Genomic DNA, 12,666 nt, shown 5'->3' on the forward strand with positions numbered 1-12,666 from the left:
CCGCTACAGCCCCGCCGGCATCTGCCGGCCGAGCTTGCGGTACTCGGCCTCGACCGCGCATCGCAGCGTGTCCAGGGTCACCGGTCCCTCGCCGGTGCGGGCGGAGGCGGCCAGCGTGACGTTGCGGATGTGGCCGCCCGCCAGATCGCAGCACGCGGCCAGCCGGTTCAGTTCCCCGATGTCCAGGCCGTGCCGGTCGCCGAGATGCGCCATCCACAGCGCGCGTCGCTCGTCGGGTCCCGGCGCGGGGAAATCGATGATCGTGTCGAGCCGCCGCGTGAAGGCGCTGTCGAAGCGCGAGCGGCTGTTGCTGGTCAGCACCGCGATGCCTTCGAAGGATTCGATGCGCTGCAGCAGGTAGTTGGTCTGCTGATTGGCGAAGCGGTCGTTGGAATCCTTCAGCTCGGTGCGCTTGCCGAAGAGGGCGTCGGCCTCGTCGAAGAGCAGCACCACCTCGGCATGTTCGGCGCGGGCGAACAGCTGGGCGAGGTTCTTCTCGGTCTCGCCGATGTACTTGCTGGAAACGGACGCCAGGTCGACGCGGTACAGCGGCATGCCCAGCACGGTGGCCAGCCAGCCGGCCGCCAGCGTCTTGCCGGTGCCCGAGGGCCCGACCAGCAGGGCCCGCACGCCCGGCCGGTAGCGCGTGCGCGCGGCCGGCCCGAGTCCCTCGGCCAGACGTTCGCGCGACTCGCAGCGCTGGCGCAGCGCGGCCAGCGCCGCGCGCAGCCCGGGCGGGGCGACCATGGCGTCGTCCGTCACCTCGTCCCGCACCAGCTGGGCCAGCGTGCCGAGTTCGCCCGCGGCGCCCGCCCGCGACGCCGCGTGCACGTGCGACTGATCGGCGGCGGCGGCGTCCGACAGCTGCGCCTGACGGCGCGCGGCCCGCGCCAGATGCGCGATGTGGGCGGCGCTGTGCCGGTGCTGGCGGCCCAGGCGCTCGGCGGTGTCCGGCGCGACATGCGCGCCCCAGAGCGCGGTGCGCTCGGCCGGCGTCGGCAGCGGGACCTGCCAGCTGGCGACGGGATCGCCCTCGCGTTCGAAGCTGCCTTCCATGCCGCAGGCCGCGAGCAGGGGACCGCGATAGCCCGGCAGCTCAGGCAGGCGGCGGGTCTCGCCCGGCGCGAGTTCCGCGCACAGCACGGGCACCGCGTGACACAGCCACAACCAGGCGCCGAATCCGGCCGGCGGATCGTGCTCCACGGCGACGGCCCGCGCGCCCATGGCGCGGGCCACCAGCGCGGCGGCCTGACGCGCCTCGCGCGGATGGCCGCTGCGCACGGCGAGCACGCCGCCACCGCCTCGGCCGCCGCCGTGGAGCAGCGCCTGCGCCTCGCGCTCCGCCGCCGCGGCCAGCGAGGGCGGCACGGCGTCGGCCGGTCGCAGCGTCGGCAGGCCGGGCCAATGGTGGAGCCGGCCGCGGGAGGCCTCCGCCGTCCCCATCGTGCCGACCGTTGCGGCGGTGTCCGTTGTGCCTGCCGTACCGGCCGTCACCGCCTTTTCTGCCTTGGCCGTCTTTGCCCCCGTTGCCGCCGTGTCCCCGCCCCCCGCGTCGCGCAGCACCAGCGCCAGCGGCACCGGGACCTGGAACGCGAGCTCGGGCAACGGTCGCGATGCGGCTTCGATCTGCAGCACCCCGGCCGCGCGGGCGGGGCCGTCCAGCAGATCGGCCAGTGCCCGGGGCAGGCCCAGCATCTCGGTGATCGAGTGCAGCAGGCCCAGCGTCGGACGCGCGCCGCCGGCGGGCGCCTGCAGCCAGGCGACCACGCGGCTGAGCATTGGATCGAACTCCACCGCCACCGCGAGCGCGATGGCGATGGACTCCGCCAGGCCGCAGCCCAGCTCGTTGCACAGCGCATGCAGCAGTTCGTCGCCCTCGGCGGGACAGCCGATCCACTGCTGGAGCGCCTCGCCGGTCACGTCGGCGGATTCGGCGGCGATCCAGTCGCGTTCGGCGGAAGCCGGCGCCGTCGCCAGACGGTCGGCCAGGGCGGCCAGCGCGACGCGATGCAGCGGCGGCGCGGCGGACAGGTGCAGCGGTGCGTTCATGGCGGACCCTCGCCGTAATGGAAGCCGACCACGCGGCCGAACCCGGGCAGCCATCCCGGGTCGAGATCGAGGCCGAGCCGGCGCACGCGCAACTCGCAGGCGCTCAGCGGAAAACGGACGTCGACGTGCGTGGCCGTCAGGCTCACGCGGGCCGGGCGTCGGACCAGGCGCACCAGGCCGATCCGTCCGGCGCGCTGCAGCCAGCGACGGGCGTCGATGAGCAGGTCGGCGGCGTCGCGCGCCAGGAGCGGGTCGAGCGCTGGCGCGAGCCGCCACATCGGATCGTCCGCCGGGGCCCGCACGCGCAGCAGCGCGAGGTGCAACGCGGCTTCGACCAGGCGTCGGGTCCGGTCGACGTGCTGATCGCCAATGCCGATGCCAATGCCAATGCCGAGGCCAATGCCGATGTGCGCAAACACCGGCAGCAGGAAGAGCAGGCCACCGCATCCGGTCGGCGCGTTGGAAGGACAGGCCATGTCGTCCGTCGATCGCCATGCGGTGACGGTTCTCCGCGGTGCGTCGGCCTCGGAGGGGGCGCCGATGAACGAGTCGCGCCGCGCGTCATCGGGTCTCGGCGCGGACCGCGCTGCGCCGGTCCTGTCGTCGATCGGGACGGCCGCTGTCTCGACGCTGGGAGACGGGCCGGCTCGATTCGCTGTCGAGCCCGCGAGCGGCCTGGCCCTCGCCGATGCCGCGGACTCGCGGTGGACGTCGGAGGGCGACGGGGCATCGGCGGCATCGCCGCGCGAGAGGCGCTGCGGACGTCCGGCGACATCGAGCAGGCGCTGCATCCACGCGGGTGCCGCCGGCTCCGGTCGCCGCAATCCGGACCCGGTCCCTGCGGCCACCGGCGCCGGTGTCGTCGAGGATGCGTCGACGTCCAGGGCGGTCGCCCTCGACGCGGCAGGCTGTGCCGATGACGATGTCGCTTGCGCCGGCTGGGCCGTACGCGAGGTGCTCGTCATGCGACCCGTGTCGCCGCCGGATGTCGACGCGAAACCGGCGATCCGGAGCAGCGCGTTGCCATGATCCTCGTCGACGCAGGCGACGATCCGCGCCACGCCTGCCGTCTGCACGAGCGTCGCCATCCAATGCGGCAACGCCGCGCGTGCCTCCGCGGACCGCGCGATCGCCACGCCGATCCGGACCACGTTGCCCGAGGCCCCGTCCCCCGGGTCGAACTCCGGCACCGCCAGCGTCCAGTACCACGTCCCGCAGGTCTGACCGCGCAGCAGTCGCAAGGACAGCCGCACGCGGGCGTCGTGCACGCCGGCAAACACGACGCAGGCGGCGTGCTCCGCCTCGCGGTCGTCGGGTGAGACCGCCTGCCGCATCGCCGCGGCGGCGCGGGTCTCGATGAGGCGCGACAAGGCCGGCGACGACAGTCCCGCCGAGACGGCCCCGAGCGCCAGCGACCTCACGACGATCAGACGCCCGCCGTCGTCGCCCAGGCTGGCGCAGCGCAAGGCATCCTCCAGCGTCGGCATCATCCGGCGCACCGCCGCCTCGCCGGGCGCACGCAGCCGCAGGTGACGGACGATGCGTTCAGGCGCGGCCATGCGATCACCTCGCCTTGAACAGCGTGCGTGTCGCCGCGCCCGCCGACAGGCTGAGCATCGCCGTCGTGTCGAAGTGCACCCGCACGTCGTCGCCCAGATCGACCTTGGCCAGCGCCGTGTGGATCACGCGGGCGGCGACTTCCTGCTGGCCGAGGTCCTCGACGGTCGCGCGCGCCACCAGCATGTCCCCGCGGTACATCAGCGCCTGCATGCCGACGCGCAGCTTCGTGGTGTCCAGCACCGTCAGCGGGATGCGCGTGCCCGGGATCACGCCCGGCGTGGGCCTCGCCATGCGCCCTTGCACGATGCGGTCCACCGGCGCGTGGCTGGCCAGCAGCAGCGCCATGCGCACCACGTCGTTGACCAGCGCCACCGCCTGTGGTTGCCCGGGCTCGATCTGCGCGAACAGCCAGTCCACATAAGACTGCATCCGCCGCCGGTCAAGGTAGGCGATCTCGCCCCAGCGCGGCAGGCTGGCCAGGTTGCGCAGGTTGGGCGCGGCGTCGAACTCCGACAGCATCTCCGCCCATTGCAGCCGGATCACCGGCAGCACGCCGCTGAACTCCGCGTGCAGACACGCGGTGACGGCGCGGAGGCGGTCCAGCTCCGCCGCGGCCTCGCGCGCCACGTCGGCGCGGCCGTGGCCGCCCTCGGCCAGGTCGCCGAAGCTCACCACCTGCTCGGCCTGCTGCCGCACGCCTTGCCAGGTGGCGGCCTTCAGCACATTGAGGTCGAGCGTGCGCAGCGTTGAGATGCGCGGCGCGAGCGCCTCGGCCTGGCGCGTGGCGACCTGCACGATGCCGGTCGCGACCTTGGTGCTGGCCGCGATCGTCTGCACCGCCAGCATCGGCACCGCGAGGCCCGCCACGGCCCGCGCCCGCGCGCTGCCGACCAGCCGCACCAGGTGATCGACCTTGTCCAGCCGATGCAGCAGCGGCGGCGCGCGCACGAACCAGCTGGCCGGGGCCTCGCGCACCACGCGCAGCATGTCGAGCAGTTCATCCGGCGCGTCGGGGTGCTCGCGCAGGCAGGACGGAACGGCCGGATCGACCAGTCCCGGATCGACCGCGCGCGTCGGCGCGGGCAGCAGGTTGTCGGCCTCGCGCGGGCGGATGAAGGCGATGAACGTCACTTCTTCCGCCAGCACCTTGGCGCGGCGCGTGTTGATGCCGTCGACGCGTTCCGACTCCTCGGCCAGCAGCGCGCGCGCGACGCTGACGTCATGACGCGCCTCCGCCAGCGCGTCGCCGACTTGAGCAAGCCGCGCCGTCATCGTGTCGATCTCGCCGCGCAGCGACGTCAGCGCGCTGTCGCAGCGGCTGAGCGCGTCGCGGTAGACCGTCAGCCGCGCCTCCAGCTGGCGCAGGATCGCGATCGTGATGTCGGACAGGCTCACCGCCTGCGTGAACAGCGTGGCCTCGTCGAGCGCGGCGTCCGATCCCGTCGGCGGCTTGGCGAGCGCGGCCTGCAGCGCGGCGTTGTTGCGGAAGTCCGTCAACGGCCGCTGCTGGCCGGTCGCATTGACGAGGAAGGGGTCGTTCGCCAGCCCCGGGATCTGGAAGTCCTGGAACAGCGCGGGCAGCTCGCCGCTGTCCTCGGCGGCGAAGGCCTCCAGCAGGCCGAGCAGCGACATCACCGTGCGCTGCCGGTTCGCCAGCGCGTAGTTGCGCGCCTCGGGCGAGGGCGGATTCTTCAGCCGCTCGGCGATCGCCGTGGTGCGGATCTCCGACAGCCCCACCACCGGATTGGCATAGATGATGGGCGGCGGCGCCTTCGGCGGTCGGATCAGCACGGCGTCGGCGGCCAGCGCGCGGGTGTCGATGCGGGCGTTGAGCTGGGCGTTCGACTGCGCATTCACCTGCGCGTTGACTTGAGCGTTGACCTGGGCGTTGAAGTTGGCGTTGAGGCCGGCGTTCGACTGCGCGATCGTTGCCACCCGCTCGTTGGCCGCCGCGTTGATCGCGGCCGCGGTCGCCGCCGAGGTGGCGCCGAAGCCCGCCGCCGCCGCGATGCCCGCCGTCCCTTTCGGAACGCCCGCTGGCGTCGGCGCCGAGGCTGTCGCCTTGACCTTGCCGATGTACGCCTGGATCTGCTCCTGCACGACCAGGGCGCTCTCGCTCGTCGCGAGCGCGGCGAGCGTCGGCGAGACGGCGAGCCGGCCCGCGTCGCTGGCGCTCATCGTCAGCTGGCGGATGCGGTGCATGTCGACCTGCATGTGCGCGAAGCCGAAGTCGGTGATGTCGTCCGCGCGGTCGATGCGCATGCGCAGGTAGTCGGCGAAGCCTTCCAGCCCGCGCAGCAGCAGTTGCGACTGCTCGTGGCCGGACAGGCGCTGGATCAGCGGATCGGCGACCAGCTCGGTGTAGATGCGCACGGTGCCGATGCGCGACGACGGCGTCGGCGTCAGCACGCCGAGGTTGTGCTGCGGCTGCAGCGGTGCGTTGAGCAGGGCGTTGTAGACCGGAATGGTCGTCGGCCGCGGATCGTCGCTGACCTGCTTGGGCCACATCAGCTCCGGCGTCGCGCCGGCCGCGGCCGGCTTGCGGCGCAGGTCGCTGAAGGCCAGCGTGCCGTCGAAGGCCATGACGACGATGCCGAACACCGACATCCGCGCGCCGCCTTCGCCGACGACGTTGCTGTCGGGCAGTGCCAGCGGCAGCTCCACCCAGCTGCCGGAGCGCGGCAGCGCGCCGCCCCGCACCGTCATCGCCTGCAGCGTCTCGAGGCCGGGGATCGCCTTGCGCAGTTCCGCGAAGCGGTTCTCGCCCCAGTAGGCGAACTTGATCTGGATGCTGGACGTCGGCGTGTTGTCCGCCCGCAGGCCGCGGCCGTAGACGCCGATCCACAGCGAGCGCGGCGGGTTCAGCTCGTCGAGGTAGAGCCAGGTCGTGACCGTGTCGGCGGCGCCTTTTTCGATGACCGTGATCGGCGAACCGTCCTTGTTCATCAGCGTGTGACCGCGCCAGCCCGAGCTCGGTGGATAGGCGAGGTTGAAGCCGCTGGTCGGCACCGCCAGCGCGGACGCCGATCCGGCGCCGGGATTGAGGATGTCGCCGCCGTCCTGGGACTGCAGCTGCGGCAGGCTGGGCACGACGCCGTCGTGCGGCTCGAACGGCATCCACAGGTCGTTGGCGGTGAGCAGGTCCCAGGGCTCCTCGCCCTGGACACGGGCGCCCGGCGGCAGGAAGTTGCAGAACCATTTGCGCCACACCTGCGGCGTGCGCGCGCCGGTCAGGCCGTAGGCCGCGCGGCCGTCGAAGAGCGCGAAGGCCATGCCGTCGAGGTTCTTCGCCGCCAGGCCCACGGCGGACGCCGGCACGGTCAGCATCACCCACTGGCCCGGCGTCGGCAGGTCGCCGACGCGGTAGTGCGCGGCGGATCCTGCCGGCGTGCCCCAGCCGATCAGGTCCTCGCCCCAGTAGGCGCGGTGTTCCCAGTTGCCCTCGGTGTGCCATTGCAGCATCAGCGTGCGCGGCGGATGGTCGGGGTCCAGGCAGACCCAGCAGAACAGCGACTCGCCGGTCTGCACGGCGAAGGGGGGCGTGGCGCCGTCGAAGAAGTGCTGATGCAGGCCGGCGCGCAGGTCGCTGCGATGGCCGCCGCCGGGCGGGGGCTCGCCCCAGGGGCTGAGCGATTCGGTCTCGACCGCGTCGGGATCGCTCTTGAACGGCGGCACCACCGGCGAGGTGCCGTCAAGCGCGTGCGACAGCATCGCCGCCTGGTTGCGCAAGCCCTGGCGCAGGCCCAGCGTGCGGGCGCGGCGCAGCAGGTTCTCGTCGAGGGTCTGCTGGAACAGCGGATCGACGATCTCCTTGTGCAGCAGGCGCGGCTCCCACGACCCCAGCGGCACCGGCACGAGCAGCCGCACCGCTTCGGGCGCAGCGATCGACAGCGGCGCCAGCGAGGCGCTCGCGCGCACGGCCAGGTCGAGCTGCTCCACCGGCACCGGCACGGCATCGAGGTCGAAACCGACCGGGAAGAAGCCGCTCTTGAGCGTCGCCGGATCGAAGGCGTTGCGCGGCAGCAGGCCCACCGGCGGCAGGTAGCGGCCGAAGGCGTCGTTGAGGGTCTCGGGCAGCGGCGCGGGTTCGCCGGCGGCGGCGACCTGCTCGGCCAGCTGCTCGATGCGCGCCTGCCAGAGCGCCGGCTTGCGGGCGCCCGCGATCAGCGCGCCGTCCGTGTAGGCGAGGCGCGAATCGCGGCCGTTCCCCCCGCGCCGCACGACGCTCGCCCGATCCAGCCACAGCGGTTCGCGCGTCACGCCGTCGAGCGCGACGAGCGCGATCGGGAGACCGAATTCCTCCCAAGGCAAGACCTGGCCCTCGGGCAGGGCGTCCTCCGCCTGGAACACGGTCCACGCGAGCGCATTGCGCAGCTGCACGGCGGGCACGGCGGGCAGGCCGCGCCATTCGCCGGGCCACACGTACCAGAGCAGTCGCGCGCCGTCGCCCAGCCGCCAGTCCTCGAAGGCGGCGGCATCGCCGTAGGTGCCTTCGTCGCAGGCGCTGCGCTCGCAGGGATCCATCGGGTCGGCGCTGGAGCGGTCCGCCGTCACCGGTTGCAACACCAGCACGCCGATCGCTGGCAGCGTGGCGAGCGAGGCGGCTTCCAACGCCCCCAGCGCGGCGCCGATCTTGCGCGCGCGCAGCGTCGGGGGCGCCCCTTCGGTGCCCGGCTCGACGCCGCTGCCATCGACGAAGAAGCCCGGCGGCGCGACCACCGGCACATCGGCCAGCACGCAGCGCAGCGGCTGGTTCAGCACCAGGTCCTCGCCGCTGCAGGCCAGGCCGAGACCGCGGGTGATGGTCAGCTCCACCGCGTTGAAGCCGGTCGGCGCGGGCGGCACCGGCGCGGGGGCCGGGGGCGGCGGCGGCGGAATCACCGGTGCCGCCTGGACCTCCAGTCCGCTGACGATGCCCGCGGTCCAGTCCTGGCCGCGCATGGCCAGATGGCCGGCCTGCCAGGCCTGCCATTGCGTGAGCGCACCTGCGGTAAGGGCGCGACCGGGGAAGACGTGGGGACGTCGGCGCCAGTCGCCGGCGGCCTCGATCGCACTGCCGGGCGAGAGCCCGACGACGCGCTCGCCGGCCAGCGGATCGCGGATGGGAGTGGTGCTCACGATGGGTCTCCTCGCCGCCGGGGATCAGGTTTGCGACGGACGCTTGGTCGCGGCGCTCTTCTTCGTCGCGACCTTCTTTGCCGATGTCTGCTTCACCCCAGTCGTTTTCACCGCCGCCGTCTTCACCGCGACCGTTTTCGCAGCGGTGGTCTTCGCTGCGCTTGTCCTTGCGGCGCTTGTCCTCGCTGGCGGCGGCTTCGTGGACGCCGACGCCGCCAATGCCGTCGACGCCGTCGACGCCGTCGGATCCGTGGTGGCGGGCGAGGAGGAGGCCTTCCCTGCAACGCCGACCTTCGAGGCGGGATCAGACACGGCGGGCTCAGGCGCGGGTGTTGATGCCGGCGCGACCGGCGTGGCCGGCGCGCCAGGGATGCGCGTGAGGCGCGCGCTCAACTGATCGAGCTTCGTCCCCTCGGCGCTGCGGGCGGCGGTGTCGAGCTTGCGCCAGTGGTCGTTGCTCGCCAGGCTGACCAGCGCGGTGCGCGTGACGGCATCGCCGACATGGCGTTCGAGCTTCTCGAGCCCGTTGCCGACGGCACCGTCCGCGAGCTCCGCGCCGACCTGCAGCACGCGCGCATGGTCGAGTCCCGAGTCGCGCTCTCCGACGCGCTCTCCGACGCGCTCGCCGATGCGATCACCCGCGGGCTTCGCGTTGAGCGCGCCGAGCGCCGCCGCCGTCAGCGCGGGCGAGGCGGCCAGGCGTGGCGAGGCCAGCAGCGACATCACGCTCGAGGCCGCCCGCGCGCTGGACGCGGCCAGCACCTTGTCGAGCGCGGGCTTCAGGCCGAGGGCCTCGACCCGCGCGGTGATGGCGCGCTCGACGATCACGTCCGAGCCGCCCGCGACGGCGATGGGCTTGCCGACCAGGTCGTCGCGGTAGGCGAGGTTGCGCCGCCGCACGAACCACAGCGTGTCGAGCTTCGCAAGCCGCGCCCATTCGGCGTCCGACGGGTTGGAGACATCGACCGGCCGCAGCGGCAGCGGAATGCGCAGGCGGGTCAGGATCTCCAGCGGCTTGCGTTGCGCGACGAGGTTGGGCGCGGCCGCCTTGAGTGGCCGCGACACGGTCGTGAGCTTCGCGCGCACGGCGGCGAAGTCCGCCCGCGGCACCGGCGCGAGTACCAGCACCGCTGTCAGGTCCAGGGCCGCCTGCGGCGCGAGGAAGTCGATCGGCGGCAGCGCGAGCGCCTCCTCCACCAGCGCGGGCAGCTCGTCCTCGGGAATGATCGAGAAGTCGACGTCGACCTCGGACGGGAAGTAGCGCTGCGTGAAGTCGACCGTGTCGATGATGCCCGCCGGCAGCGGGCCGGCGGGCGGCAGCGCGGGGAATTGCGTGGCCGCCGGGAAGCTGCGGCCGTGGAACTGTGCGACCACGTCGGCCAGATGGTTCTGATGCTGCATCAGGTGGGCGAGCCGCAGCCCGCGCGGCGCGAAGCCCAGGCCGGGCAGGTCGCCGCGGTCGGCGCCGAGCTCGCGCCGCACCATCGCTTCGTCGATCCAGACCAGCGTGTTGGACTGCAGCGCGAGCATCGCGACCGGCAGCACGTTGGCCGACCAGCCCGGCGCGGCCGATTGCGTGAAGATCGTCCGCGCGGCCGTGCCGCGGCGCGCATCGAGCGCATCGGCCGCGCCGTCGTCCTGCCACGGGATCAGCACGACCGCGGTGGCCTCGATGACGTCGCCGTCCTCGACGGTGCGCGCGCCGGTCAGCGTGGTCGGGTAGGCGCCGATCGGATTGGCGGTGAACTCCACCGGCCGCAGGCCCAGCACGAACAGCCCGGTGCGGCTGCGCGGCGGCGCCACCGGCAGGCGCGACAGGCCGAAACGCGCCGACAGCTGCTCGGTCTGCGGGATGTCGGCCAGGTCGATGGTCAGCGGGCGCGGCAGCAGCACCAGCTCGCCCGCGCCCGTCAGGCCTTCCCCGGCGGCGATCGCCACCGTCTGCCGTGTCGCGCCCTCGGACACGGACAGGCCATGCGCCACGCCGCTGCCGGCGGCGCGGCCGAGGTCGGCCTCGCGCGTCAGGAAATACTGCTGATCGCGGATCAGGTCGCGCGCCGCCAGGAAGCGGCCGTCGAAGTAGCGCGGGCGCTGGCGCCGCGGGTCCTCGACCAGCACGCCGCGGTTGCGCAGCGAGGGCGCCTCGACGGGATCGATGCGCTCGCGGGCGGCGCCGAGGGTGAGGGTGATCGCCATGTCGGACTCCTTGAAGACTCGGTGCGGCTGACTTACAGCCCTGCCCATTGCGCGAAGAGCGCCGACGGCGGCAGGAAGCGCCGCCCCCAGTTGTCCACCAGCGGCAGCTCCGCGATGCGCGCGGGCGGCGCCGCGGTGTCGACCGGGATGAAGACGCGGGCGAGGAAGACCGCGCTCGGGTCCAGGTCCCGCGGTTGTTCGGGCGAAGGTTCCAGGCCGCCGTCGCCGCCCGCGTGGCCGCTGCCGGCCCAGCCCTGCAGCACGGCGTCCTGCAGGGCATCGCGGCGCGCCTGCGGTGTCGCGTCCGGATCGCCGGCGATCGGATCGGCCGGCGGCAGCGGCAGGCCGCTGTAGGCGTCGTCGAGTCCCGCGCGCGGGAGCAGCAGCAGTTCGTAGGCGTCGCGCAGCCGCGAGATCGACACCGCGTTGAGTGCATCGAACGGCCCCTGGGCGAAGCTCGGCGTCAGCCCGCGCGCGCAGGCCGCGAAGCGCAGGTACACGTCGGCCACGACCGCCAGCGCCGGCAGCGCGACGCCGGACGCGATCATGCGCGGGGAGGCGAAACGCGCCAGATCCGTGTAGGCCGCCTGGGTCAGCGCGCTGCCGGGGATGTTGCCGGTGGGGCTGCCGTCGCCGGTGATGGCCAGACGCAGCGCGTCGTACCAGCGCGGCAGGCGCAGGCAGGCGTCGCGCGGCAGCTCCACCAGGCGGCCGAGCCGGTCCACGGCCACGCCCGGCTGCACGCTGATCTCCTCGACCTGCGTCGCCGAGCCCGGCACGTGCCGCACTTCCAGCCCGGCCATCGTGCCCGGCCCGGCCACGAAGGCCAGCGCGCGCGCCAGGCGGCCGCGGTGGTAGGTCTGCTCGTCGCTGAAGTCCTGCGCGTCCAGCAGCATGCCGGTGGCGTAGGCGAGGCGGTCCGCGCGCGGCTGCGCCACCAGCGGATCGGCGTTGGTCGCCTGGATGCTCATGAGGGTCTCCTCGACATGCGTGGGGACGGGGGACGTTTCGGCTTCGCGGGTTCAGCCGGTTCAGCCGGTTCAGCCTTTTCCGCCGGCTCAGCCTGTTCAGCCGGTTTCGGCGGCCGGAGCCTCACCGGTTGCGAGGGCTGTGCGGGCAGCGAGGGCCGCATCGGTTCAACTGGCTGCATCGGTTCCATCGGCGGCAGCGGGGACGGCGGCGTCAGCGGCCGTCGCGGATCCGAAGGCCGCACCGGCGGTGCCGGCGCGATCGGTGGCAGCACCACCCGCGTGAGCGTCACCTGCACGACGACCTCGTCGGCCGTGCGGCTGGGCAAACCCGCCGCGTTGACGACGCTCAGGCGGAAGCGGTGCGCGCCGACGGCCAGGCCCGCGTCGACCTCGACCGTCGCGGTCTCCGTCGTCACGGGCTTGCCGATCGCCAACTTCGCCATCGCGCCGCTCCGGTCAGGTCACCGGACCCAGGTAGGTCCAGACGTACTTGACGACCTTGCCGCCGCCGACGTCGAAGGACGCCGAGCCGTCCAGCTCGAAGCTCTTGCCGAAGGCCGCGATGCGCGGCCCGCGGATCACCGCGGTCGGCGCGTCCTGGTCGGCGACGATGATGGTCACCTCGTCGGGCTTGGACGCGTTGCCGGCGTCGTCGATGACGACGAGCCGGAAGGTCTGCCGGCCCATCGGCAGCGGCTTGTCGGGGGTGACGGTGACCTCGATGGTCGGTACGTCGCTGCTGATGTCGGTGCCGGGAACGAATTCGGCCATG

The 12,666-nt window shown here is 73.3% G+C and carries 7 protein-coding genes; all 7 read right to left on the bottom strand.

Annotated elements, in window-relative coordinates; all coding sequences use genetic code 11:
- Window positions 1-3 precede the first annotated feature (3 nt).
- Genes AC07O8_RS08205 through AC07O8_RS08235 form a run of 7 tightly spaced genes read right to left on the bottom strand, consistent with a single transcriptional unit; the run spans window position 4 to window position 12,665 of the window.
- Window positions 4-2,049 carry an AAA family ATPase gene (locus tag AC07O8_RS08205; protein WP_495047528.1) on the bottom strand — a complete coding sequence of 682 codons (2,046 nt, stop codon included), beginning with the start codon at window positions 2,047-2,049 and terminating at the stop codon, window positions 4-6.
- The gene (locus tag AC07O8_RS08210) at window positions 2,046-3,608 is read right to left on the bottom strand and encodes a hypothetical protein (protein ID WP_495047529.1); all 1,563 of its coding nucleotides are present in this window, start codon (window positions 3,606-3,608) and stop codon (window positions 2,046-2,048) included. Before AC07O8_RS08210 ends, AC07O8_RS08205 begins: the two co-directional genes overlap by 4 nt.
- A 4-nt stretch (window positions 3,609-3,612) precedes the next feature.
- Window positions 3,613-8,727 (bottom strand): hypothetical protein, encoded by a 5,115-nt coding sequence (locus AC07O8_RS08215; RefSeq protein WP_495047530.1) that lies wholly within the window; start codon window positions 8,725-8,727, stop codon window positions 3,613-3,615.
- Window positions 8,728-8,751: 24 nt separating this feature from the next.
- Window positions 8,752-10,923: a hypothetical protein gene (locus tag AC07O8_RS08220; RefSeq protein ID WP_495047531.1), complete on the bottom strand. Its 2,172-nt coding sequence runs from the start codon at window positions 10,921-10,923 to the stop codon at window positions 8,752-8,754.
- Between the two features lie 32 nt (window positions 10,924-10,955).
- The gene (locus AC07O8_RS08225) at window positions 10,956-11,894 is read right to left on the bottom strand and encodes a hypothetical protein (RefSeq protein WP_495047532.1); all 939 of its coding nucleotides are present in this window, start codon (window positions 11,892-11,894) and stop codon (window positions 10,956-10,958) included.
- On the bottom strand, window positions 11,891-12,337 hold the full coding sequence (locus tag AC07O8_RS08230) for a hypothetical protein (protein ID WP_495047533.1): 447 nt from the start codon (window positions 12,335-12,337) through the stop codon (window positions 11,891-11,893). The genes AC07O8_RS08225 and AC07O8_RS08230 overlap by 4 nt, the downstream gene beginning before the upstream one ends.
- A 13-nt stretch (window positions 12,338-12,350) precedes the next feature.
- Window positions 12,351-12,665: a hypothetical protein gene (locus tag AC07O8_RS08235; RefSeq protein WP_495047534.1), complete on the bottom strand. Its 315-nt coding sequence runs from the start codon at window positions 12,663-12,665 to the stop codon at window positions 12,351-12,353.
- Between the last annotated feature and the right edge of the window lies 1 nt (window position 12,666).

It is taken from the genome of Roseateles sp. GW821-FHT09G09, assembly GCF_059415965.1.